Here is a 24,664-nt window from a genome sequence, read left to right as displayed (position 1 = left end):
CTCAGTCGGTCGCCGGGGCGGGCGGGGCGACGGCGTCGATCCACAGCTGATGCAGCTCGGTGTTGGTCAAGTTCGCCGCCACGATCTCACCCCAGGTCGCGCCCGCAGGCGGGTTGATCTTGCGCGAGGTGTCGAGCCGAATCGGGACCGCGGTCGCGCGCCCGCTCGGCGGCTCAAAGCCCATCGTCAGGGCGTAGAGCAGGGTCATGATGTCGGTGAGGCGCGCGCACTCGCACTCGACGAGGGCTGCGGACGCGAGCTCGGCGAGCTTCCCACACCGCTCGCCGGGCGCGACGCTGGCGAGCTGGCCGAAGGCCTCGGTCAGGGCCGGGCAGGTCTCGGCGTAGCCGCGCACGCCCTGGGCCACGAACATCACGCGCTCGTTGTCGTCGTCGGGCAGCGCGGCGCGCATGTCGGCGAGCATCTTGGCGCTGCGGGGCTGGGGGATCGGTCGCTCGTCAGCGACGTGCACGAGCACGCGGACCTCCTGGCGCCCGGCCGCGAACAGCCCGCGCTGGAGCTCGGCGACGGTCGAGGCCGGGACGTCGTGGGCGATCGCCAGGACCAGGGCGCCGGGCTCGGCGATCGGCCGGGGAGGATCCCGCAGCCAGTCTTGGATCGAGACCTTGCCCTCGCCCTCGGGATCCGAGAGGCCGCCTGCGTCGAGGGTGATCACGCGGGTAGCGAGGGGGTGGTAGGTGTCGGCGTTCCACGCGACCTTGGCCAGCTCGATCGGGGGGATGCCCAGATCGAACTCGCAGTAGCCCCGCAGCTCGGCGTGGAGCGTCGCGGCCTCGCAGCTCTCGGCCTGGCTCGCCGCGGTCGCGTCGGTCGTCGAGCGAGGCGCCGTGGCCGAGTTGGTGTCCGAGTCCGACTGCGAGGGCGGGCGCTGGCACCCGAGCGCGAGCGCGAGGCCGAGCGGCGCGAGCAGGGGACAAAGCGCCAACCGGAGCGTCACTGGCCCTCCTCCTTGACCTCGCGCTCGCGCGCGATGGACCCGGTCCGCTCGATCGTCACGACCACCGACTTGAAGCTCGGCGTGCCCGAGCGTGGATCGACGCAGTCGCCCGGGACCAGCACGTTGGCCTCGGGGAAGTAGGCCGCGAGGCAGCCCGGGCGGACGTGGTGGGGGATGGCGACCCACTTGGGCGCCCGCCGCTCGACGCCCTCGTAGTGGCTGATCAGATCGACCTGCTCGTAGGGCTCGATCTCCAGCCGCTGCATGTCGTCGAGGTTCATCAGGACCAGCCGCCGATAGCCGTGGACGCCGCGCTCGCGATCGCCGAGCCAGTAGACGCTGGTGTTGTGTTGGTCGTGGGCCCGGACGGTGGTCAGCAGCAGCGCGCCCTCGGGCAGCGAGGGCGCGCTCGCCGTGGCGGAGGTCGTCAGCCTGGCCCGGCCGGTGGCGGTGTTGAAGCGACGCGCGCGGGCGGGGCTGTCGACGGTCTGCGCGCGGCCTGGGCCGAGCTCGGCGAACACCCGCTCGCAGTCGGGCAGCGCCGCGGCGATCAGCGCGCGAATGCGCCCGTGATCCCGGGCGAGCGAGGGCCAGGCGATCGGCGAGTCCGGGCGCGCGGCGGCGGCGATCCGCGCGATGATGTCGGGCTCCGCGAGCACGCCCGCGCCGATCGGAGGCTCGGTGCCCTGCGAGGCCCGAACGCCGCCGCACGCGTCCTCGAAGCTCGACCACTGGGGCCGGTCGTCGGCGCCGAGGTGGCGCTCGGGTCGGGTCAGGCACGGCAAGAGCAGCCCGGTCTCGCCCGTGATCAGGTGCGAGCGGTTGAGCTTGGTCGCAATGTGCACGCTCAGTCGACAGCGGCGCAGGCCCTCGGCGATCGCCTCGGTGTCGGGCCCGGCCGAGAGCAGGTTGCCGCCGAGCCCGAGCAGCACGTCGACCTGACCGGCGCGCATGGCCGCGAGCGCGGCGCTGACGTCGTGACCGGGCGCGGACGGCATCTGAACCCCGGTCGCCTGGGCGAGCCCGGCGAGCACGGCTTCGGAGGGCCGTGGATCCACCGCCATGGTCCAGCAGCCCGCGCTGTTGCTGTGTCCGAGGACCGCGAGCGGCCCCGCGCCGGGCTTGCCGACGTTGCCGCGCAGGAGCAACAAGCTCAGCAGCTGCTCGATCGTGTCGACCCCCGCCCGGTGCTGGGTCAGGCCCACGCCCCAGCAGGCGATCGTTGCCTTCGAGCGGGCGTAGATCTCGGCGGCGGCGCGGAGCTGGTCCTCCTCGACGCCGCTTTGGGCGACGATGTCCGCCCAGCTGCGAGCCTGGATCTGGGCCGCGAGCGCGGCGAAGCCCTCGGTGTGCGCGTCGACGAAGGCCCGATCGACGGCGTCGGCCTCGAGCACGGCCTTGGTCAGCCCCTCGATCAGCGCGAGGTCACCCCCGACCTGGACGGGCAGGAGCAGATCGGCGAGCTCGATCCCGTCGCCGAGCCACTCGCGCACGCGCTTGGGATCGGAGTAGCGCAGCAGCCCGACTTCGCGCAGAGGGTTGACCGCGACGATCTTGGCGCCCCGCAGCTTGGCCGCGCGCAGGGCCTCGAGCATCCGCGGGTGGTTGCTGCCGGGGTTTTGGCCGAACACGAAGATCGCCTCGGCGGCCTCGAAGTCGGCGAGCGTCACGGGGCTGCGCCGCGTGCCGAGGACCTCCGTCAGGGCCACGCGGCTGGCCTCGTGGCACAGGTGCGAGCTGCTCGGGAGGTTGTTGGTCCCGGTCTCGCGGGCCAGCAGCTGCCAGCAAAACGCGGCCTCGTTGCTGATCCGCGCGGAGCTGTAGAACAGGGCCCGGGCGGGATCGCTCAGCCGGTCCGGGCGCAAAGCGGCCGCGATCGTCTCGATCGCCTCGTCCCAGCCGATCTCGACGTAGCCGTTGGCGTCGGGCCGGCGGATCAGCGGGTGGGTCAGGCGGCCCTGGGCGTTGAGCCAGTGGTCGCTGCGCCGGGCCAGCTCGGGGATGGTGTAGGTCGAGAACAGCTGGGGACCGGCCCGGCGCTGGCCGAGGCCGTCGACGATCGCTCGCACGCCGCTCTCGCACACCGCGAAGGTGTCGGGACGGTCGCTGTTGGGCCACGCGCAGCCCGGACAGTCGAAGCCGCCGTCTTGGTTGGCGCGTCGCAGCAGCCGCAGCCCCCGGACCAGCCCTGCCTTGCGCAGGGTGTCGTTGACACCCACGGCCATCGCTGCCGGCCCGCCGCTGGCCACAGGCGCGCGCTCGACCGTCATCGGCGCGGTCACCATCGGCGTGAGTGGGCTGGCCGGCGCGCGCGTGCTCAGCAGCGCCGTCCCCGGTGGTGGCGCTTCGGGCGTGCCGGTCATCGGGCGGATGGTGCCCCGCGCTGATCCTGCGATCAAGGCGCGAGAACTCGGGCGAAGCCGCGGGGTCCGCTCTTGCGCTACTCTTGCGCAGATGGTCGTGGACCCACGCGAAGGACAACTCGAGGCCGCGACGCGAGACCCGGCGCTCGCGGTCGAGACCTGGCGCGGGCTGTTCGACGCGCTGCCCGAGCCGATCTACGTCCAAGATCGCGCCGGGCGCTTCCTCGAGGTCAACCGCGCGGCGGTCGAGATGCACGGCTACACCCGCGAGGAGCTGATCGGCGCCGGGCCCGAGCTGCTCGGCGCGCCGGGTCGCGTCGACGTCGCGGCGACCCTCGAGCACGTGCGCAAGGCCTTCGCCGGCGAGCCGCAGGTGTTCGCGTGGTGGAGCCGCCACAAGGACGGGACCGAGTTTCCCAAGGAGGTCACGGTCACCAAGGGCCACTACTTTGGCCAGGACGTGGCGCTCGCGATCGTGCGAGATCTGCGGGCTCGGATCGACAGCGAGGCCGCGGTCGTCGCGTCCGAGGCCCGCTACCGCGCGGTGTTCGAGCTCGCGAGCGACGGGATGCTGATCGCCGACGGCGACTCGGGGCTGATCCTCGACGCCAACCGCCGCGCGGCCGAGCTCTTTGGCGGCGCCCGCGAAGATCTGCGTGACCAGGCCCTCGTCGAGCTGCTCGCGCCGACGGGCGAGGGGGCAGCCGCGCGCGCGGCCGAGCTCGCCGCCGCGATCGCAGACGCCTCGACCCCGACCACGCTCAGCAAGTGGTCGCTGCGCGGGGCCGGTGGGGAGCTGCGCTGGGTCGACCTCGGGTTCTCGCCGCTCGAGTCCGCGGGCTCCGGCGGCCGCTCGCGGCTGCTGGTCAGCATCCATGACTACACCGAGAAGAAGCGCTCGTCCGAGGCCCTGCGCACCCTCGAGCAGCGCGAGCGCGTGGCCGAGCGGCTCCGCGCGCTGGGCGAGCTCGCGGCCGGGGTCGCGCACAACTTCAACAACGCGCTGACCTCGATCCTCGCCCACACCCAGGTCCTCGCCCGCAGCGACGAGCTGCCCGACTGGGCCCGCGAAGATCTGCTCGTCATCGAGCGGGTCTCGCGAGGCGCGGCGGTGACCGTGCGCCGGATCCAGAGCTTCGCCCGGACCCGCGATCCCGACGCGGTCGAGCCCGCCGACCTCGCCGACGTCGTCGCCAACGCCGTCGCGCTCACCCGCCCGCGCTGGAACCCGCCAGGCGGCGCGGGCAAGTGGGAGCTCGACTGGACGCCGTCCGAGGTCCGGCTGCCGATCGTCGGCAACGGCGCCGAGCTGTGCGAGGTCATCGTCAACCTGATCCTCAACGGCCTCGACGCGATGCCCGAGGGCGGCACGCTCTCGGTCTCGACCGGGCTCGAGGGTGATCGCGTGTGGGTCGAGGTCGCAGACACAGGCCAGGGGATCGACGCGAGCAGCCAGCGTCGGCTCTTCGATCCCTTCTTCTCGACCAAGGGCCGGCAGGGCTTGGGCCTGGGCCTGTCGGTCAGCCACGGCATCGTCGGGCGCCACGCCGGCGAGATCTCGGTCATCAGCGAACCCGGCCAGGGCAGTAAATTCACGGTCTGGCTGCCGCTCGGCGAGCACCTCGGCGAGTCCGAGGTAACCCAAATGGACGGCGCGCGGCCGTCGGTGATCCTCCTGGTCGACGACGATCCGGTCGTGCGCCGCTCGCTCGGGCAGATGCTCGAGCAGCTTGGCCATGAGGTCGTGAGCGCGGAGCACGGCAAGGAGGCCCTGATCCGTCTCGACGAACGCCGCGACATCGACTTGATGATCACCGACCTCGCCATGCCCGTGCTCGACGGCGCCGGGCTCCTGAAGGAGTGCAGCCGCCGCTGGCCGGACCTCCCGCGGATCCTGATGACGGGGCTCGTGGCTGACGCGGAGCCCGGGCTGGTCGAGATGACAAACCTGATCCTGAGCAAGCCGATCGACCTCGCGGTCCTCGATCGGGTGCTCGCGCGCTTGCTGCCCACGATGCCGATTGGTTGAGCCCGTGCATCGGATCCCATTTGGCGGCGTTGACCTAGCAGCCCGGTGTGCAATGCCTCGTGTCGCCTCGCGCCGGAATCTTCGCCGAGGGCGCGAAGCCAAAACGCCGCTGTACTGGGCGTACTGCAAGTTTTGGCGACAAAGCCCTCGGCGAAAAGGCCAAGCGAGGCGGCACGAGGCATTGCACCCCGGGCTGCCAGCGTTGCCCCGCTTGACCCAGCGTCGGCTGCTCGCAATAGCTGTGATTCCTGGTCGGCCAAAACCACGAAACGAGTCGCCTGGTCTGGACGCGCGGCGAAGCCCCGCGCCGATCGGTCGCGTGTGCTCATTTGGGTTGGCGATCCGCGAGCGGTCGGGCCACGCTGAGTATCGGCGCGCGCCTGTGAGCGCGGTGAGGCGAGGCGTGAGCCTTGCGCCTTGCGATGCCAAGGTGAGAAGCTGCCCACGGGGTGGCCGGTTGGATCCCCATGTCAGGTCGTGAGCGCTCGAGTCTCACCCGCTACGGCTCCGGGCTACGACCGCGGGCGGGGGCCTCGGTGTGGCTGCTCGCCCTCGTCTTGTTGATGGTGTTGCCGGGCGCGACCTGCATCACCGCGCCGGTCGAGCAGCCCGACATCCGGCTCAGCCACGCGCTCGAGCTCGACGACACCGACGCCCTCGATCGCCGGCCGATCCGCGTGCAGAGCCGCGACGGCACGGATCTGCCGCTGGTCTCGCTCGAGGTCCGCGGCACCGTCGAAGATCCGCTGGCGTTCACGGAGCTGCGCCTCGAGTTCGAAAACACCGAGCCCCGGGCCCTCGACGCGACCCTCGAGGTCCGCCTGCCGCCCAAGGCTCGGGTGACCCGCTTCGCCGCGCTGATCGAGGACTCGTGGCGCGAGGCCGAGGTCGTCGAGCGCAAGCCTGGCGCCCTGCGCCCTTCACTCTACGAGCCGGCCGAGCCCGCCGTCGATCCAAGCCCCGACGGCGACCAGCACTTCGTCGTCACGCTCCCGGACGTGCCCGGGCGCTCGGTCCAGCGGCTGATCTTGTCCTACACCGAGACCTTCGAGGATGTCGACATGCCCTACCGGGTGCGCGTCGCCGGGCTCCACGACATCCCGCGCTTCGTCGCGCGGGTGGTCGTCCACAGCCAGCCCGATCCGCTGCTCGAGGTCTGGGCTGGCAACCGCTTGCCCGAGCAGCTCGGCATGGACGAGCAGGGCCGCCGGGTGCTCGAGCTGCGCCGCCGCGACTGGACCGCGACCGAGGACTTCGTGGTCCCGACCTCGGGCCTGCGCCGGACCGGGGTTCGCAACGGACGCAAGGTCGCGGTTCGCATCAACCCCCTGACCCACGACCACGCCGCGCCGATCGAGGGCCTGACGATCCTGTTCGACACCAGCGCCTCGCGGGCGGTCGGCTACCGCCACCGCGTCGAGCAGCTCGCCGGGCTCGTCGAGGCGCTCCATCCGTGGACCGGGAACGAGCTGTGGCTGCGCCTGATCGCCTTCGACCAGGGGTTCGAGACGGTCTACGAGGGCCCGCTCGGCGACATCGATCGCGGCGCCTTCGATCGGCTCCTGGCCCGCAACGCGCTCGGGGCGTCGAACCTGGTCAGCGTCCTGCGCCACGCGGGGGTCCGGGCGTCGAAGACCCACGAGCCCGCGAAGGTCGGCACCGCGAAGGCCAACGACATCGACCTCGACCGGCCGCCGCCGAGCCGGGCCGACGTCAACCGCGTGATCCTGATCAGCGACGGCATGGCGACCGCGGGCGTCTCGGAGCGGGGGCGGCTGCTCGAGGCCGTCGCCGAGCTCGCCGACGCCGACATCGATCGGATCGACGTGATCGCCGATCACGGCCGCCGCGACGCCTGGACCCTGCGCGCGCTGGTCCGCGAGCTGCCCGAGTCCGGCCTCGTCCTCGACGCCTCCGACAACCCGCGAGCGCTCGTCCGCCGGCTGCTGCGGACGGTCCACGACGACGTCAAGATCTCGGTCCCGGGCGCGCGCTGGTACTACCCCGAGGTCGTCGACGGCGTGCAGTCCGACGACGAGATCCTCGTGTTCGCCGACGTCGAGACCCTCGAGGCTGGCATGCGCGTGACCGTCGAGAGCCACGGCAAGCAGAGCTGGGTCGTGCCCCTGGTCGAGGTCGAAGAGCCGCTCGTCGGCCTCGCGCTCGAGCACGCGCGGGTCGAGTTCCTCGTCACCACGCTCGAGGACAAGGCCGAGGGCCAGTCCCTCGTCGCGCGCAAGCAGCTGTGGCGCCGGATCGTCCAGAACTCGAAGCTCAACCGGGTCGTCAACGACTACACCCGGCTGACGATGCTCGGCGACCGCGACGAGTACGCGCGCGCGCGCCTCGACCCCGCGCGCTTGCCCGAGGTGCTGGTCGCCGGGCCCGAGGGCGTCCAGGTCCGGCGGCGCGGGGTCCCCAACGCCCTCGTCGAAGACGACGTCCCGCTCGCGCGGGCGCGGCTGCCCGAGTTCCCGCGCGCGACCCTCGGCGTCGATCAGCTGGTGCTCCTGGCTCAAGAGGACGTGTCGTCGGGCCCGAGCGGGCTGAGCTCGGCCGAGGCCGACGCGGTCATGGCTGTCGGCGAGCTCGTCGAGCGCGACACCCCGATGCCCACGCCCTTGCCGGTGCTCGAGCCGCCGCCCGACTCGCCGGCCGCCGAGCTCGCGCGCATGCGTCGGGCCAAGCCGCTCGAGGGCCGCAAGCGCAACCGGCCGCGCACCCAGCCGCCGACGCGCGCGCCCGAGGACGCCTACCAGGGCAACCTGCTCACGATCATGAACCTGCTCGAGTGGGGCGACGTGGCCGCGGCCAAGGAGGTCGCGTGGCGCTGGCGCGAGGCCGAGCCGACCGAGGTCATGGCCGTGGTCGCGCTCGGCGAGGCGCTCGAGGCCGGCGCCGAGGTCGAGGCCGCGGCGCGGGCCTACGGCTCGATCATCGACCTGTACCCCGACCGCGCCGACATGCGTCGCTTCGCGGGCTCGCGCCTCGAGCACCTCGGCAGCGTCGGCGCTCGGCTCGCGATCGACACCTACCGCCGCGCGAGGCAGCAGCGCCCGGACCACCCCTCGAGCCACCGCCTCCTGGCCTTCGCGCTGCTGCGCGCGGGCCGAGAAGAGCGGGCCTTCGACGTGCTCGAGGCCGGCCTTCGCCGGGACTGGAGCGCCGCGTTCTCGGGCGCCTTCGTCGGGGTCGAGAAGGTCTTGCGCGAGGACCTCGGCCTGATCGCCGCGGCCTGGCTCGCCCACGAGCCCGACCGCGAGGCCGAGATCCGAGGTCGGCTCGAGCAGCTCGGCGCCGAGCTCGAGGCCGAGCCCTCGCTGCGCTTCGTGCTGACCTGGGAGACGGGCGCCAACGACGTCGACCTCCACGTCCGCGACGTGCTCGGCAGCCACGCCTACTACGAGGACCGCGGCCTCCGGACCGGCGGGGTGCTCTACTACGACGTCACCGATGGCTACGGGCCCGAGGTCTTCACGATCCTCGGCGAGCCCAGCGGCTACCCCTACAACCTCCAGGTCCACTACTATGCCCGCGGGCCCAACGGCTACGGCATGGGCAAGGTTCAGATCGTCGAGCACGACGGCCGCGGCGGTGTCGCCTTTGACGAGCGCCCCTTCGTGGTCATGAAGGACCGCGCCTTCGTCGATCTCGGCCAGCTCGAAGGGCCGATGCGGGGGCAGTGACAGCCGCCCAGGCCCGAGTATGGGAGACGACAAAGAGACGCTACTATCTCGGTCATGGCCGTCGAGAAGCGGGCGATCGGGCTGCGGGTGTTGGTCACTGGCGCGTCGGTGTGTGTGGTCGTGGCCGGTCTGCGGGCGGCGGGGCCGATCATCGTGCCGGTCTTGTTCTCGGCGTTCTTGGCCGTGCTCGCGATTCCGCCGGTCACCTGGTTGCAAAAGAAGCGTCTGCCCGACTGGCTCGCGGTCACGATCGTGTTCCTCGGCGTGATCGGCGGGTTCACGGTCGTCTCGATGCTGATCGGCAACTCGGTAGCGAGCTTCTCCGAGAACATCCCCGAGTACGAGGCCCGGCTGGTCGCGATGACCGCCGACTGGATGGCGTGGTTCGCGGGCCAGGGCATCGACATCTCGACGGATGCCTTGCTCGCGCAGATCGACGCGGGCAGGGCGGCCGACTTCGCCGGGACCATGGTCGCGAGCGTCGGCTCGCTCCTCTCGGACACGGCCTTCGTGCTCCTGACCACGGCCTTCATCCTGGCCGAGGCCGCGGGGCTCCCGCGCAAGCTCCAGGCCGCGCTCGGTGGCCCCGACGCCGACATCGAGCGCTTCAGCGGGATCATCAACGACATCCAGGAGTACCTGTCGATCAAGACCAAGATCAGCGTCGTGACCGGGCTCATGGCCTGGCTGCTGTGCTTCGCCGTCGGCGTCGACTACCCGGTGCTGTGGGGGGTGCTCGCCTTCTTCCTCAACTACATCCCGACGCTCGGGTCGATCATCGCCGCGTTGCCGCCGGTCCTGCTCAGCTTCGTGCAGTTCGGGTGGGAGCGCTCGGTCGTGGTCCTGATCGGGTTCCTGGCCATCAACACGATCATGGGCAACGTCGTCGAGCCCAAGGTCATGGGCAAGCGGCTCGGGCTGTCGAGCCTGGTCGTGTTCTTGTCGTTGGTGTTCTGGGGCTGGATCTGGGGGCCGCTGGGGATGTTCTTATCGGTGCCGCTGACGATGGTGGTGAAGATCCTGCTCGAGAACAGCGATGATCTAAAGTGGATCGCGGTCTTGCTCGGGTCTGGGGCGGAGATGGAGCATCGCCTCGAGCCGGGCGCGGCGGGGGGCAGCGAGGCGGAGGCCAAGGCCTGACCCGCTGACGACGCAGGGGTAGCGAGGTGGTATAGACCGCTCATGAACCGGACCTGGCCGATCATCGCCTGTTGCTTGGTATCCCTCGGACCGCTCGCGTGCAGTGACTCGAGCGGGGGCGAAGCCGACTCGACGGACACCAGCGGAGGAGATGGTGATGGGGACGGCGACACCACCGGCGATGGTGACGGCGACGGTGACGGCGACCCAGGTGACGGCGACACTACCGGCGACGGGGATGGCGACGGCGACACTACCGGGGACGGAGATGGGGACGGCGACACCACCGGGGACGGAGATGGCGACGGCGACACCACCGGGGACGGCGATGGCGACGGCGACACCACCGGGGACGGCGACGGCGATGGCGACGGAGACGGCGACGGCGACGGCGACGGCGACCTGGCCTTCGAGTGTGGCGAGAACCTCGATCCCGTCATCCTGACCCTGCAAAACAACGACTCGGCCCGCTACCCGACGATCGCCGACGCGGTGTTCGCCGCGCCCGACGGCGGGCTGGTCCAGATCTGTCCGGGCAACTACGACGAGTTCGTGGTCGTCGATGACAACATCGAGATTCAGGGCGCCGGGCCCGGCCAGACCATCTGGGAGCCGACGGGCGGCGCCCTGTTCATCGACGCCGCGGACGTGACCGTCCGCGATCTGACCATCACGGGCGGCACCGGCGTGGACGCGCCGGGCTACAACGGCGCCTGCGGCGGCGCGATCTTTGTCGAGGCTGTGTTCAACACGCCCCGATCCGTGCTGCTCTCGAACCTCGAGCTCACCGACAACATGGCCTGGATCGGCGGAGCCTTGTGCATCGCCGGAGGCTCCAACGGCTCGGTGCCTGTCGTGACGATCGAGGACTCGGTCATCACGGGCAACACGGCCGAGGTCGAAGGCGGCGCGATCTACGTAGCCGGCCAGTTCCACCTCGTCAACACCGTGGTCACGGACAACGTCGCCGAGCAGGACGGCGGTGGCGCGCTCAATATCAACTACGGCTGCCGGACGGTCGACGACTGCTCGATCACGAACTCGGTCGTCCAGAACAACACCGCGGCGGCCGGCATGTACGCCAACGGCGGCGGAATGTGGCTCGGAGACTTCTACCTCAACGGTAAGCAGGGCGCGGCTGTGACCGTGACCAACTCGGACTTCGGGTTTGGCTTCGGCGAGGAGAACCAACCCGATGACGTGTTCACGCTGTTCGATCTGATGACGGAGAGCTACGGCTTCTACGGCAACGGCGTGAGCTTCACCTGCGAGGACGGAGTCTGCACGGATCCCTAGCAGCCCGTGGAGCAATGCCTCGCGCCGCCTCGCTTGGCCTTTTCGCCGAGGGCTTTGTCGCCAAAACTTGCAGTACGCCCGGTACAGCGGCGTTTTGGCTTCGCGCCCTCGGCGAACATTCCGGCGCGAGGCGACACGATGCATTGCACCACGGGCTGCTAGGAGGACTTCTCCGACGTCCTGGTCGGCGAGGGCTAGACCGCCACCTCGTCGGACTTGCCCGATGGGGGTAGACTGCGCGGATGCGAAGGTCCACGAGGATGGCGCTGGGGTTGTCGGGCTGGGTTGTGCTGGCGCTGGTTGGCGCTTGCGATCCGGGGGCGAACGCCGAAGCAGGGAAGGCTGGCGCGGAGAAGGGGGAGGTCGCCAAGCAAGGGGCAGCTGCGAAGCAGGGCGCGGAGGGCGAGGGCGAGGGCGAGGGCGAGGGCGAGGCCAGCGCCGGGGCGACGACGCTCGATGGGTGCCTGGCCGAGTGTGAGAGCGCAATTTTGTCCGACGACAATCGCGCGACCTGTCGGCTGCAGTGCAAGACCACGCACGGGGCGGATGCGGGCCCCGAGCAGCCGGTCGTCGGCGCCTACTTCGGCTGCTACGACAGCTGCGCCGCCAAGCCCCCGACCGATCGGGCGACCTGTCACATGAACTGCGCGGCGAGCGTGACGGCGGGCAGCGGGGAGCCGGGCATGGCGGTGTGTCCGCGGGCGTGCGTCGAGACCCTCGGCGGCTGTCTGGGGCCGTGCGAAGACAAGAGCGGCGCGGACGACCAGGCGACCTGTCGCAAGCAGTGCGAGGCCCTGGCCAACAAGTGCGTGGCGGGCTGCCCGAAGTGACCTTCGGCCCGCGCAGGCGTCAGCGACCTTGCCACGCAGGGCCGCGAGCGGCCGGTCGCTGCTAGGACGAGGGACACTCGAAGTCGATCCCCAGGTCGCGGAGGGCGACGTCGAGGTCGGCGTGGACGGTCGCGCCGTCGGGGCCGGCCTGTTCGCCGAGCGAGAGCACGATCGCCGAGGCGGCGTGCTGACGGCGGCTCGGCTCGGCCTTGGGGGTGGCGGCGTCCTCGTGCTCGGCGATCAGCCAAAAGCGCCAGCTCAGCGTCTGGCTGGGCGCGAGGGTGACAACCGCGCTCGCGCGGCTCGTCGAGCCAGGTTTGCCGTAGCAGCCCTCGTAGTAGAGCTCGAGCTGGACCTCGGTCAGCGCGAAGGGCAGGGGGTTGGTGAAGCTGACGACGATCTCGTCGTCTTCGCGCGTGACCGTGAGCTCGTCGAGGCGGCGCACGCTCGTCGCGTGGAAGTGCTCGATGTCGGGGACGTCGGTCCGATAGCTCCGGATCCCGCGTGGGGTGTTGACCCAGTCGGAGCGCATCTGCCTGACCGGACAGGGCTCGCCCTTGACGTCGAGGGCTGGGCGCTCGGGCGCGGAGCCAGCCTGGCCGCGGGCGAGCACGGGCTGCTCCATCAGCGGCTCGAAATTTGGCGTGCCGCTGGTCGGGACCCAGCCGAGCGTGGTCTGGAGGTCGAGCCAGGTCGGCGAGCCGTGGGCGTCGGGGCAGCGCTCGTACCCGGTCTGACCGACGACGGCGAAGAAGTACTCGGGGCCGTCTCGGTGCTCCACGGGGTTGGGCTCGGCCTCGACCGAGACCGGGCCCAAGCCAGGCGCCTCGGTCCTCTCGGGCGCGCCTGGCTCGGTCGAGGTGCAGGCGATCAGCAGCGAGCTCAGGGTCAGCGAGGGGAGCAGTGGCGGCCGGCAGCGCACTCGCGCATGGTACGCTCAATCGAGCCGATCGAGCATGCCCGCGACGGCCCCCGGCTCGAGCTCGAGGTCGGTCTCGAGCTGGTCGAGCTCGGCCATCGAGTAGGCGTCGACCTTGACGTCCAGCCAGCGCAGCGCGGTTGCGAGGCCGCGGCCGATGTTGTCGTCGACGATCAGCGCGACGCGACACGAGCCGATCGCGGCGGCCAGCTCCGCGCGCCCCTCGGAGCCGATCCAGATGCGCCCGCGCATCCACAACACGACGGGGCGAACGGTCGGGCGCAGGTTGTCGAGCAGCCGGCGCCACTCGCGGCCTCGGGGCACCCCGCCGGAGATCTTGGCGATGTTGAGCCCATCGACCTGCCTCCAGACCAGCTCGTGACGCGCGGCGGGCTGGATGGCGGGAAACGAAGTGGCGTGGCTCCCGAGAATCATGCTGGCACCCGGAGCAACATTCATGCCGGGATCGCCGCTTGTGAACGCAAATTCTTCAGTCACTCACCAGGGCTCGGAATCGCAATGTCGTGATCCAAAGATCAGCGTTTCGAGCGCACCCTGAGCGGGCGTGGGTCCATCGGGCCCTGGGGCCGGAATGCCCAGTGGGTCAGCATGCCTCGTGCGCGCGGTTGACCCAGGTCAGCCGGCCCGGTCCTGGGCAGTAAAGTGGCGCGGAATCGCGCCTAGGCGCTACTCCGAACCGAGCGATTCCGCGCCAAGTGAGCGGGCCAGCGCCCAGGTCGGAAACACGAGCCGATAGAGCCGATAGTCGAGGACGGCGGTGTTGAAAAACACGCCGACCGAGGCGTCGTGGGGCCAGCTTCCGTCGGGTTGCTGGCGAGACAGGAGGAATCGAAGCCCGCGCTCGATCGCCGGGCGCCCGCGCTCGGGCGCGGCCGCCTCGAGGGTCAACACGGCCCACGCGGTCTGGACCACGCGGCTCGGCTCTTCGCGCTCGAGCGGCCGCTCGCGGCCCTCGAGCACGCCCTCGTAGCGCTCGCCCCAGCCACCGTCCGCGCGCTGTTGCTGGACCAGGTAACGGACCGCCCGGCGCACGGCGACGTGCTCGCGATCGAGGCCCGCCGCGAGCAGCCCGGTGACGGCGAAGAAGGTCCCGTAGGTGTAGTTGACGCCCCAAAAGCCCGGCCACGCGCCGCTCGACTCCTGGCCGTCGAGGAGACAGCGAACCCCAGCTTGGATCGCGTCGTGGACCCGCTCGTGAAGCTCGCCGGGCATCCGCGCGCCGAGGGCCTCACGCGCGACCGCGAGGCCCCGCACGCAGCTCGCCGTGCACTCCGTGTAGGAGTACTCGAGCATGCAGTTGCCGTACATCTCGGCCGGGTTGAAGCGGCGCAGGGCCATCGAGCCTCGGCGCGCCTCGTAGGAGCCGAACCCGCCGTCGTCGTTTTGGCGCAGGAGCACGAACTCGACGGCCGCGAGGGCGAGGTCGGTGCGCAGGGGCGGGGCGAAGCCGCGGCGGGAGGCGTGGAGCAGGGCCTCGAGGGCCTCGGCCGTGCAGTCGCTGACCGGCCAGGGGTGGCGCTCGTCGGCGAAGCCCCACCCGCCCCGGGCGGGGCTGCGAAAGTGGGCGAGGCCGCCGGGGATGTCGGCGCGGATCTGGGCCCGGCTCAGCCAGGCGCCCGCGCGCTCGACCAGCGTCGCGGTCTCGTCGAGCTCGGGGCCCTCGGACAGGGCCTGGAGCGCGAAGCTCGTGTCCCAGATGTTCGAGCGCGCGCCGCAGATGCGCAGGCCCTCGTCCTCGTCCTCCCACATCCAGTACTCGATGCCGTCGAGGGCTCGGTCGAGCCGCGGGTCGCGGCGGTCGCGGGCCCACATCGCGAGGCAAAAGAGCATGCCGTTGACGGGGCTGAGGCAGACCCAGTCGGTGCTGTCGAACTCGAATTCGATGTGCTCCCAGGCCCGCTCGAGCGCCCGCCGTCGGATGGCGCGGGGGATGGCGCGGGCGCCGACCCGGGCGGTCGAGAACACCCACGACAGCGCCGCTCCGATCGGCTCGTAGAGGTCGGTGGGCGCGATGTCGTCGCGGGTCGCGCGAAACTGATCCAGATCCCAGCCGTCGGGGTAGAGCTCGTGGCGCAGCGACTCGATCAGCGGCGCGGCGTCAGCTTGGGCCCGGGCGCCGTAGAGGTACGACAGGCCCAGGTAGATCAGCCGCATGTGGCAGTAGAGCCGGCGCGGGTGCAGCGGGGAGCTCTCGGGCAGCAGCCACAGCTCGGGCAGCAGCGGCTGGACCTCGGACCACGGGTACAGGCCGAGCAGGGCCAGCCAGATCCGGCCCCAGGTCGGCGCCCGGGCGGGGCCGCCGTGGGCGTGGATCCAGGCCAGCGCGTCGCGGGGGAGGGGGGCGTCGGCGTCCTCGCCCAGCAGGCGCAGGGCGACGTAGCCGAGCACGGTGTGGAACATCCACGAGTCGTGCTTCCCGGCGAGACCCGGCGCGGCGCCGGGCTGCTTGGGCTCGGGCTGATCGGTGGCGAGCTCGGGCGGCGGGAGATCGGGGTGCATGCCCCAGCCTCCGTCGCGCTTGCGCTGCAGCTCGAGGCTGCGGCGGATCCTCGCGGCCCGCTGCGGCGGGATCTCACGGCCGACGATTCGGCAGCAGATCACGTACTGGCAGATCAGCATCGGGTTCCAGACGACCTCGCCGGCCCACGCCCCGCTCGGCTGCTGCGCGGCTTCGAGGGCCGCGGTGGCGCGGCGGTAGGCGGCCAGGATCTCCTCGCGCTCGAGCGGGATCGCCTCGGAGTCGGCGTGGGCTGCCGCGGTCGCGCTGCTCATGGGGCGTCCTCGGGGGCGTCGGCCGGGGCGTCGTCGGCCGTGGCTTCGTCGGCTGGGGCTTCGTCGGCCGGGGCTTCGGCGGCCGGGGCTTCGTCGATCGCGCCCTCTTCGGGTGGTGCCCCGGCCTCGTCTTGCACGGGCTCGGCGCGATCGACCTTGCGGCCGAGGATCATGAAGTACTGGTAGGGCAGAAACTCGTGCTGCTCGAGGAGCACGAAGCCCACGCGCTCGAGCTCGGCCAGCGCGGCCGTGCTCGAGATCCGCTGGTTGGGCTTGGGGCAGCCGACGAAGCGAGGACACTCGGCGGCCGCGCGCCAGTCGATCACGGCGAGGCGCCCGCCGCTGCGCAGGGCCTTGTAGACGGCGGTGAAGTAGGTCTGGCGGTCCTGGAGGAACGAGAAGGTGTTGGAGATGAAGACCAGGTCGACGGTGTCGCTCGGGAGCAGGGGGTGCTCGTAGACGGCCAGCCGCGTGACGATGTTGGGCGTGCCCCACAGGTCCCGGTGGCGCTCGATGTAGCCCTTGAAGTCGGCGTCGACGTCGACGGCGTAGGTCGTGCCCTGGTCCGCGGCGGTCGCGAATCGGCGGGTGAAGTAGCCCGAGCCCGCGCCGATGTCGGCGACGTCCATCCGCGCGCTGATGCCGAGGGCCTCGACGACGCGACCCGGCATCGCCCACGCGTCGCGCTCGGGCTCCTCGAAGCTGGCGAGGGCGGCGGCCTTGTTGTCGTAGTGGTGGTCGCCTGGCTTGTCGGACTCGCCATCGACGCGGGTGCACGCGCTGACCCCGAGCACCGTCAGCACGATCAGGATCAGCTGCGCGCGCCCAAAGCGGGCGAGGGGGGCGCAGGTCCGGTGGGACGCAGTGCTCACGGTGCGACCATAGTCAGCCCCGGGGCCGCGGGAAAGGGGGATGCGTGTACGGACGCGGGGCGAAGGGCTACACTCCGCGGACCTTGGCTGCGACGGCGTCTAGGGCAGCGCCCGGCAACTCCGCCACCGCGCCGCCGGCAACTTGTGCTCGCTGCGGCGAACCCTTCGCGGGGCCCGAGGATCGCCGCGCCCAGCTGCGGGCCCCGGATCTGTGTCGCGCGTGCCATCTCGATCCGCGCGCGCGCTCGCTGCCGCTCGAGACCGAGATCGGCAAGAGCTGGGTGATCCGCTGCGCCAAGACCTTGCTCCGGCTGATCACTTCGCCGAGCGCGTGCTTCCGCGTGGTCGAGGAGCCGGTCTCGCACGCCCGGATCCTGGCCTTCCTCGCGACGCTGCGCCTGCCGCTGTGGCTGCTGGCGCTGGGCTGGGCCGGGATCGCGGGGTTGCTCGCCGACGGCCCGGGTCCGCTCAAGCGACCGAGCATCCTCGTCGAGCTGCTCGCGGCGGCCAGCCCGGGCCCCGGCGACGCTCCGCTCGGCGCTCAGACGGCCGACGTCCTGCGCCTGTGGTTGTTGCTGCTCGTGCCGGTCGGGCTGCCGATGCTCTACTTCTTCGGCGGCGTCCTGGCCCACATGGGGATGGCGCTGACCGGGGGCGCGCGGAGGTCGATCGGCGCGACGATGCGCGCGGTCGGGCTGGCCCTGGCGCCCTCGCTGACGCTGGTCGCGATCAGCGATCTGCTGGTCGTGGGGGTCGGGGTGGAGCCGGAGATCTGGATCGTGCTGCTCGGCGTCGCCGCGCTGCTCGGCGCGGTCCTGCTCGCGCTCGCGCTCGCGCGGACCCACTCGACCTCGCTGATCCGCGGGCTGCTGGTCGCGGGCCTCCCGGCGGTGCTGTTCGCCTCGATCATGATCGGCCGCGGGCTGCTCGAGTACTACCGCCTCCCGTTCATGCCCGCCCCCGAGATCGAGAGCTACGCGCCTTACCCGATCCGATAGCAGCCGCGCCATGAACCAACCCAACTCATTCCCCGAGGGCTTCGCCGATCCCGAGGGCGCCGCGGGCCCCGTGACGATCCGCCAGCCGGTCGCGTGGGGCGAGCTCGACGCGCTTGGCCACGTCAACCACACGGTGTTCCTGCGCTGGCTCGAGAACGTGCGCTTCGCGTGGTTCGAGCGGGTCGGGATCGCCGCGCTGATGCGCGAGAGCCAGGGCGCGATGGGGCCGATCCTCGCGCGGATCAGCGTCGACTACCGGGCCCCGGTCGGCTTCCCCGACACGATCCTGGCCAACGCGCGCTGTGCCAAGCTCGGTCGCAGCAGCTTGACGCTGCGCAGTCGGGTCTGGTCGGAGCAGCAGCAGGCGATCGTCGCCGAGGGCGAGGTCGTGGTCGTGATGCTCGACTACGAAGGGCAGCGCAGCGCGCCGATCCCCGAGGTCATCCGCGCGGCGATCCGGGCCTGCGACGGCGACTTTGTTCAGGCGCGCGATTAGCCCGCGGGCATGCCCAGGATCTGCTTGTCGTCGAGGGTCTCGCGCACGCGCCAGCGCCCAAACAGCGGGCTGTAGGCGAGGCCCTCGGTCGTCACGAAGGTCCCGATCTCGTCGCCGTAGTCGTCGACGCGCGGAGCCCGGACGCGGATCTTGGCCAGGCAGCCCTTGCCCGAGACCACCTCGATCTGCTCGCAGCCGAGCTCGCCGCAGCGCGCGTCCACGAACTCGTCGAGCGCGGCGTCGCGGCTGGCGAGCTCGCCCGCGTGATCCTCGAGCTGCTCGCAGGTGTAGCGCTCGTCGACCCAGGTGACCCCGAGCATCAGCCCGAGCGCGGCGGCGCCGAGCATCAGCTCGCGGACGCCGAGGAGCTCGGCGAGGCGCGAACGACGGGGCCCAAGCGGCGTCAGGCCCCTGCAGCGCGGACAGTGAGGCTCCGGGACCGGGCGGTCGGGCATGGTCCCGGGGTTAGCACCCGGCGTCGAGCGCGGCAAAAGCCGGCCGGCGAGCGCTGTTCAGGTGCGGGATCGCGGCCCGTACGCCTCTTGCGCCCGGGCCCCAGCGAGCGACTAAGCTCCGACCACTGCCTTGATCGCTGCGTCGAGCTTGCTGTAGTCGCTCGGCGCGACCTCGCTGTACTTCACGTTGTTGCGGCCGTCCGCGAACATGATCGTCCGGCTCTGACTGATCTGGTAGTGGTCCTCGAAGGTCCCGTTTGGGCCCGCGTCCTTGGGGGCCGGGATCACCACGGGCATGCTGATGCCCAGCTCGGCCTTGAGCGCCTTGGCCTTGCTCTGGAGATCGTCCTTGTTGCCGATCGGGGTCACGAGCGCGCCGTCTTTGGCGTCGGCGATGACCGCGAAGGCCTTGACCTTGTCTTCGCCGTATTTGGCGACCATGGCGTCGAGATCTTTGAGATCTTTCTTGAACGCCTCGTCGTCGATCGTACCGACGGCCATGATCTTGGGGTTCGGGCCGAACTTGCAGACCTGGCAGTACTGGTCGCCGGACTCGCAGTTGATGATGTCGAACGCGGCGAAGCGCTGGTCGAGATCGAGGCCGCTGGCGACGGTGCGCGTCTCGGGCTTGGCTTCGTCGGCGGGCTTGGCCTCGTCGGCGGGCTTGGCCTCGTCGGCGGGCTTCGCGGCCTCGGTCTTGGCCTGGTTGTCGGTCTTCTCGGCGCTGTCGCAGGCGGTGGTGCCGAGCAGGAGGGTGGCGAGCAGGATCGTGGACTTGCGATTCATGGCGGTTCCCATACGCCGTCGTCAGCTCGCTGTTTCAGACGATTGTGTGAGCGGCGTGCGAGGCGTGCGTGATGCGCGCGATTTCTGTGGGCGTGGATAAATTCCTATGATGGCCCGATGTCGACCTCCCGACGGAGCTTCTTGCGCGCCACGGGCGTGGCCGCGGGCGCGGGCGTGCTGTGGCCCGGTTGGGCGCGGGCCGATCCGCCCGGGGCCCGCGAGCCTGCGCCGGTCAAGCCGCCGTCGAGCGGCGACCTCTCGCTCCTGGCCGCGAGCCCGCTTTTGGCCGACGAGCTCCTCGCGGCCCGGGCTCTCGACGCAGCCAAGAAGGCGGGCGCGAGCTACGCCGACGCGCGCCTGGTCGCGTGGCGGCGCGAGCGGGTCTCGGTCCGCGACGACCACATCCGCGGGGTCCGGCGCTCGAGCGAGTACGGGATCGGGCTGCGGGTCATCGCCGACGGCGCGTGGGGCTTCGCGGCGAGCCCGCGCCTCGACGCCAAATCGATCGACAAGCTGGCCAAGCGCGCGGTCGCGGCGGCCAAGATCAACGCGAAGCTGCGCCGCGAGCCGGTCGAGCTGGCCTCGGTCAGCCCGATCGCCGGGCGCTGGGTCTCGCCCCACCGCGTCGACCCGTGGACGGTCCCGCCCAAAGACAAGGCCGATCTATTGATCGCGGCGAGCAACTCGGCGCGGGCGATCGCGGGGGTCGCCCACGTCTCGGCCTCGGTCGACGCCCAGCGCGAGGAGAAGCTGTTTTTGAGCTCCGAGGGCGCGCGCATCCACCAGCTGCTGTTTCGCGTGCGCCCGAGCCTGACGGCCACGGCCGTCGATCGACGCCGGGGGCAGTTCGCCAGCCGCAACCACGAGATCGCGGCGATGCTCGCGGGCTGGGAGCACGTCGAGGACGCCAAGCTCGTCGATGACGCGGCGCAGATCGGCGAGGACGCGGTCCGCAAGCTCCACGCGGCGCCGGTCGAGCCCGGCGAGCGCACGGTCATCCTCGACCCCAGCAACTTGTGGCTGACGATCCACGAGAGCATCGGCCACCCGACCGAGCTCGATCGCGCGCTCGGGCTCGAGGCCAACTACGCGGGCACCAGCTTCATGGATCCGGCCAGGACCGGCGAGCTCGAGATCGGCAACGAGCTGGTCAACTTCGTCGCCGATCGGACCCAGCCCGGCGGGCTCGCAACCTGCGCCTGGGACGACGACGGGGTCGGGACCGAGCGCTGGCAGCTGGTCGAGGGCGGCAAGCTCGTCGACTGGCAGACGACGCGGGATCAAGCCCACTGGATCCGCGACAAGACCGGCGACAAAGACGGCCACGCGTGCAGCTACGCCGACTCCTACTCGAGCGTGGCCTTCCAGCGCATGCCCAACATCTCGCTGACGCCCGGCGAGGACGGCAAGACAACCGAAGACCTGATCAACGCGACCGACGACGGGATCCTGATCAGCGGCCGCGGGAGCTGGTCGATCGACCACCAGCGCTACAATTTCCAGTTCTCGGGCCAGTTCTTCTGGGAGATCAAGAACGGGCGCCTCGCTCGGCCGCTGCGCGACGTCGCCTACCAGGCCAACACCGTCGACTTTTGGCACTCGATGGACATGATCGGCGGTCAGGGCAGCTTCCGCCTCGGCGGCAGCTTCAGCGACGGCAAGGGCCAGCCCGGTCAGAGCAACGCGGTCAGCCACGGGTGCCCGCCCGCCCGCTTTCGGGTCAACGTTGTCAGCACGGCAGGACAGGAGCGAAGTTGATGGCCACGCTCAGCGAACGCCAGGCCAAGAAGATCACCGACACGCTGCTCGGCGCCGCGATGGTGCCCGAGTTGCTCGTCAGCGTCCGCGATCGCAGCGGCGGCCACGTCCGCTTCGCCCGCAACCAGCCGACGACCGAGGGCGACGTCGAGACCGTCGAGATCAGCGTGACCGCGTCGATCGGCGGGCGCACGGCCACGGCCGTCGGCAACCGCAGCGACAAGGCCTCGCTCGAGGCCCTCGTCGCCGAGGCCGAGGAGCTCGCGGCGCTCAGCCCCGTCGACCCCGAGCACATGGCCCCGGTCGGCAAGGGCGCGTACCTGCAGGTCGAGGCCCACGACAAGGCCACGGCCAAGCTCGGGGCCCAAGACCGCGCCGCGCAGGTCGAGCGAGCCGTCGCGGTCGCCAACGCGGCCGACCTCGAGATCGCCGGCTTCATGAGCCACCGCGAGCAGAGCGTCGCCGTCGCGACCAGCGCGGGGGCCTTCGCCTTCGCCTCCGACACTCAGGCGAGCCTGACCACGACCTGCCGGACCCACGACGGGCTCGGCAGCGGGTGGGTCGGGGTCGAGTCACACCGCGGGTCCCAGATCGACGCGGAACGCAGCGCGCAGCTCGCCGCGGAGAAGGCCGAGATCTCCCACGACCCCAAGGCCCTCGACCCCGGCAAGTACGTCGTCATCCTCGAGGCCCAGGCCGTCGCCGATCTCCTGAGCTTCCTCGTCAACGCCCTCGACGCGCGGGCGGCCGACGAGGGCCGGTCATGGTTCTCGCACCCCGACGGGGGGTCCCGCGTCGGCGAGCAGCTGTTCGACACCAGCATCACGCTGCGCTCGGATCCAGCCGACAAGCAAAACCCTGCGCGGCCGTTCACAGACGCGGGCGAGGCCCACAAGATCGTGCGCTTCATCCGTGAGGGCGTGGTCGAGAAGCTGACCTGCTCGCGCTTTTGGGCCGACAAGACCGGCGCGCCCGCGATCCCGCGCCCGAGCTCCGTGCTGCTCGACGGCCGCGACATCGACCTGCTCGAGCTCGTCGGTGGCGTCGACAAGGCCGTGATGGTCACGCGCTTTTGGTACAACCGCGTGCTCGACCCACGCACGATCCTCGCCACCGGCCTGACCCGCGACGGGACCTTCCTCGTCGAGCAGGGCAAGATCACGACCGCGGTCAAGAACTTCCGCTACAACGACAGCCCGGTGACGATGCTCAACAACGTGCTCGCCCTCGGGCGACCGCAGCGGGTCGTGACCCGCGGCGGCCAGGTCATGGTCGTCCCCCCGATGGTCGTCCGCGACTTCAACTTCTCGAGCCTCTCCGACGCGGTCTAGGTTGTTCCTTTAGAGACCCCCACAGGCGTCAGCGACTCTGCCACGCGCGGCTGTGGGGCTCATCGTCAGTCGCCGAGCGCTTTGGCGCTGGCGATGAGGGCCTTCGCCGAGGCTCCCTCGAGTATCACGGTGGGCGCGACCGGGACGGGGCCGTAGTCCTGGTACTGGACTGGCTGGACCGCCACGAAAGATCCACTGGGGGTGTAGGCCAAGTCGACGAGCACCGAGCTCGTGTCCCGGTCCCCGTCCTCATCCAAGGCGTAGGGCAGCCGGGTCAGCGCCTCGAGATCGCCGGCGGTCGCCGCCGCCTCCACGGGATCGATGTCGCACGCGAAGTAGCGGAAAGCCTCGGTGATCTTCTCCCCAGTCGGCTTGTAGATCAGCTCGCTGAAGATCAGCATCTTGCGACGCTTCTCCACGCTCTCCAGGCTCACGATATGGTCTGACAGAATCGGATGGTTCACCCGCCCAATATCGCTTGCGGGTAACCCGCGCGCAAGGGCCGCCAATCCTGTTCGGGGCGCGGTGGCCCTTCGACCACCGCGCGTGAAGCAAGGCCAGGACTAGCCGGGGTTGCAGTAGAACTGGACCTCGGCGTTTTGCTCGATGGCGAGGTCATCGCAGGCGGCCCCGCAGAGCTCGAGCTGCGAGTACTCCATCGAGTAGATGAAGCCGTCCTCGCTGTCGCAGTCGTCGACGAGGTCGTAGGAGACGTCACCGACCACGACCTTGGTGTAGTCGGGGAAGAAGGGCTCCTCCTCGAGATCGAGCAGGCAGCTCTTGCCGTAGGAGTCCTCGACGACGGCGGCGAGGGCCTCGGACAGCTGATCGGCGTCGTCGGCCCGGTAGAAGGACTCGATCCCGTCCTTGGGCGCGCCGCCGGCGATGGCCATCTCCTCGAGCTGCGTCTCGATCGGCCCGAACATCGAGGGCGCGATGCCGACGACGTAGGTGGTGACGTCGAGGTTTGTGAACCCGTCGTCGAGCACGGCGACGGCGTCGGCGAGGGCCTGGGCCTCTTCTTCTTCGGTCGGGTTGTTGGGATCCTCGCCGACGCACTGGATGCGGCCGTCGGTGATCAGGAAGATGAACTTGTCGCTGTCGCCGGCATCGAAGAACTCCATGATGGACATGGTCTTCTCGATCGCCAGGTTGGTGGGCGTGCCGCCGTTGACGACCTCCATCGGGCCGGGGATGGTCGAGAGGAGCACGTTGCTGTTGTCGATGGCGATCGGCACGTCGGGGGTGTTCGAGACCCCGCACGCACCCTGGCCCTGGGTCGAGAAGGTCTTGGCCCCGAACGCGATGGTCGCGTCTGAGCCGTTGCTGACGACGGCCTCGACGGCCTCGTAGAGCGCCTGCCAGCGGGTCTTGCCGGGGTCGTCGACGTCGAAGCCCTGCTCCATCATCGAGCCCGAGCGATCGAGCAAGAACATGACCGAGGGCGGGATCGGTGCGACCTCGCCGGCGAACTCCTGGCAGGCCATGTCGCCGTCGCCGTCGCCGTCGCCGTCGCCAGTGTCGCCATCACCGTCGCCGGTGTCGCCGTCGCCGTCGCCGGTGTCGCCGTCGCCGTCACCGGTGTCGCCGTCACCGTCACCGGTGTCGCCGTCGCCGTCGCCCGGGTCGCCGTCGCCGTCGCCCGGGTCGCCGTCGCCGTCGCCCTGGTCGTTGGTGCCGGCCTCCATGGTGTCGCCGTCACCGTTGCTGGTCGCGGTCTCGTCGCCGGTCGCGCTTTCCTCATTACCGTCGCCGACTCCGCTGTCGCCACAGGCAGGAACGAGGCTCAGGGCAGCGAGCAGGCTCAGGGACACGGGGACTCGAAGTCGACCACGAAGTTGATCCATGGGACGTAGACTACAGGTATTTGCCCGGACGCCAATATCGGAGATTGAAGGTTAGTAATGTCGATGTTCTTGGTGAGCGGAACCGCGCATTAATGGAAAAGTTCGAT

Annotated in this window: 19 protein-coding genes; 9 read left to right on the top strand and 10 right to left on the bottom strand. The window is 70.7% G+C overall.

The genetic code is table 11. The features are described from left to right. Position 1: 1 nt before the first annotated feature. On the bottom strand, positions 2-958 hold the full coding sequence (locus ENSA5_RS00600) for a hypothetical protein (RefSeq protein ID WP_106389597.1): 957 nt from the start codon (positions 956-958) through the stop codon (positions 2-4). After that, positions 955-3,321 carry an FdhF/YdeP family oxidoreductase gene (locus tag ENSA5_RS00595; RefSeq protein ID WP_106389596.1) on the bottom strand — a complete coding sequence of 789 codons (2,367 nt, stop codon included), beginning with the start codon at positions 3,319-3,321 and terminating at the stop codon, positions 955-957. The genes ENSA5_RS00600 and ENSA5_RS00595 overlap by 4 nt, the downstream gene beginning before the upstream one ends. Before the next feature lie 91 nt (positions 3,322-3,412). On the opposite strand from ENSA5_RS00595, the gene ENSA5_RS00590 reads away from it, so the two are divergent. The 5 genes from ENSA5_RS00590 to ENSA5_RS00570 all read left to right on the top strand — a co-directional run bounded on the left by ENSA5_RS00590 (position 3,413) and on the right by ENSA5_RS00570 (position 12,302). Continuing rightward, positions 3,413-5,350 (top strand): PAS domain S-box protein, encoded by a 1,938-nt coding sequence (locus tag ENSA5_RS00590; RefSeq protein WP_181197105.1) that lies wholly within the window; start codon positions 3,413-3,415, stop codon positions 5,348-5,350. A gap of 467 nt (positions 5,351-5,817) precedes the next feature. After that, positions 5,818-9,036 carry a DUF2135 domain-containing protein gene (locus ENSA5_RS00585; protein WP_146155165.1) on the top strand — a complete coding sequence of 1,073 codons (3,219 nt, stop codon included), beginning with the start codon at positions 5,818-5,820 and terminating at the stop codon, positions 9,034-9,036. Positions 9,037-9,090: 54 nt separating this feature from the next. Further along, complete coding sequence (locus tag ENSA5_RS00580) at positions 9,091-10,176, top strand: AI-2E family transporter (RefSeq protein WP_106389593.1); 1,086 nt, start codon at positions 9,091-9,093, stop codon at positions 10,174-10,176. Between the two features lie 42 nt (positions 10,177-10,218). After that, positions 10,219-11,472, top strand: coding sequence for a right-handed parallel beta-helix repeat-containing protein (locus ENSA5_RS00575; protein WP_106389592.1), 1,254 nt, complete (start codon positions 10,219-10,221; stop codon positions 11,470-11,472). A gap of 242 nt (positions 11,473-11,714) precedes the next feature. Continuing rightward, positions 11,715-12,302 carry a hypothetical protein gene (locus ENSA5_RS00570; RefSeq protein WP_146155164.1) on the top strand — a complete coding sequence of 196 codons (588 nt, stop codon included), beginning with the start codon at positions 11,715-11,717 and terminating at the stop codon, positions 12,300-12,302. Between the two features lie 61 nt (positions 12,303-12,363). Here ENSA5_RS00570 and ENSA5_RS00565 read toward each other — a convergent pair whose 3' ends face one another. The 4 genes from ENSA5_RS00565 to ENSA5_RS00550 form a co-directional block, all read right to left on the bottom strand. After that, positions 12,364-13,224 (bottom strand): hypothetical protein, encoded by an 861-nt coding sequence (locus ENSA5_RS00565; protein WP_106389590.1) that lies wholly within the window; start codon positions 13,222-13,224, stop codon positions 12,364-12,366. Between the two features lie 15 nt (positions 13,225-13,239). Continuing rightward, positions 13,240-13,656 (bottom strand): hypothetical protein, encoded by a 417-nt coding sequence (locus ENSA5_RS00560; protein ID WP_106389589.1) that lies wholly within the window; start codon positions 13,654-13,656, stop codon positions 13,240-13,242. A 252-nt stretch (positions 13,657-13,908) separates the two neighbouring features. After that, a complete protein-coding gene (locus ENSA5_RS00555) occupies positions 13,909-16,014 on the bottom strand; it encodes a squalene/oxidosqualene cyclase (protein WP_106389588.1) in 2,106 nt (701 codons plus the stop codon). Continuing rightward, a complete protein-coding gene (locus ENSA5_RS00550) occupies positions 16,011-16,886 on the bottom strand; it encodes a methyltransferase domain-containing protein (RefSeq protein WP_106389587.1) in 876 nt (291 codons plus the stop codon). The genes ENSA5_RS00555 and ENSA5_RS00550 overlap by 4 nt, the downstream gene beginning before the upstream one ends. 83 nt (positions 16,887-16,969) lie before the next feature. On the opposite strand from ENSA5_RS00550, the gene ENSA5_RS00545 reads away from it, so the two are divergent. Continuing rightward, positions 16,970-17,884, top strand: a complete 915-nt coding sequence (locus ENSA5_RS00545; RefSeq protein WP_106389586.1) for a hypothetical protein — start codon at positions 16,970-16,972, stop codon at positions 17,882-17,884. A 10-nt stretch (positions 17,885-17,894) separates the two neighbouring features. Beyond that, the gene (locus tag ENSA5_RS00540) at positions 17,895-18,380 is read left to right on the top strand and encodes an acyl-CoA thioesterase (RefSeq protein ID WP_106389585.1); all 486 of its coding nucleotides are present in this window, start codon (positions 17,895-17,897) and stop codon (positions 18,378-18,380) included. Here the strand turns inward: ENSA5_RS00540 and ENSA5_RS00535 are convergent. After that, complete coding sequence (locus tag ENSA5_RS00535; protein ID WP_106389584.1) at positions 18,377-18,835, bottom strand: hypothetical protein; 459 nt, start codon at positions 18,833-18,835, stop codon at positions 18,377-18,379. The two genes, ENSA5_RS00540 and ENSA5_RS00535, sit on opposite strands and share 4 nt — an antisense overlap. 111 nt (positions 18,836-18,946) lie before the next feature. After that, positions 18,947-19,621 carry a hypothetical protein gene (locus tag ENSA5_RS00530; RefSeq protein ID WP_106389583.1) on the bottom strand — a complete coding sequence of 225 codons (675 nt, stop codon included), beginning with the start codon at positions 19,619-19,621 and terminating at the stop codon, positions 18,947-18,949. 117 nt (positions 19,622-19,738) lie between these two features. On the opposite strand from ENSA5_RS00530, the gene ENSA5_RS00525 reads away from it, so the two are divergent. Next, complete coding sequence (locus ENSA5_RS00525) at positions 19,739-21,379, top strand: TldD/PmbA family protein (protein WP_106389582.1); 1,641 nt, start codon at positions 19,739-19,741, stop codon at positions 21,377-21,379. After that, positions 21,379-22,710, top strand: a complete 1,332-nt coding sequence (locus ENSA5_RS00520; RefSeq protein WP_106389581.1) for a TldD/PmbA family protein — start codon at positions 21,379-21,381, stop codon at positions 22,708-22,710. Before ENSA5_RS00525 ends, ENSA5_RS00520 begins: the two co-directional genes overlap by 1 nt. A 65-nt stretch (positions 22,711-22,775) precedes the next feature. Here ENSA5_RS00520 and ENSA5_RS00515 read toward each other — a convergent pair whose 3' ends face one another. Together ENSA5_RS00515 and ENSA5_RS00510 are read right to left on the bottom strand one after the other, a co-directional pair. Then, positions 22,776-23,129 carry a hypothetical protein gene (locus ENSA5_RS00515; protein WP_258182686.1) on the bottom strand — a complete coding sequence of 118 codons (354 nt, stop codon included), beginning with the start codon at positions 23,127-23,129 and terminating at the stop codon, positions 22,776-22,778. A 144-nt stretch (positions 23,130-23,273) separates the two neighbouring features. Then, positions 23,274-24,557 carry a vWA domain-containing protein gene (locus ENSA5_RS00510; protein ID WP_146155163.1) on the bottom strand — a complete coding sequence of 428 codons (1,284 nt, stop codon included), beginning with the start codon at positions 24,555-24,557 and terminating at the stop codon, positions 23,274-23,276. Positions 24,558-24,664 lie beyond the last annotated feature (107 nt).

Source organism: Enhygromyxa salina, assembly GCF_002994615.1.
Classification (GTDB): Bacteria; Myxococcota_A; Polyangia; order Nannocystales; family Nannocystaceae; genus Plesiocystis; species Plesiocystis salina_A.
Note: the sequence above shows the minus strand (reverse complement) of the source record. Positions and strands in the feature narration are given on the sequence as shown.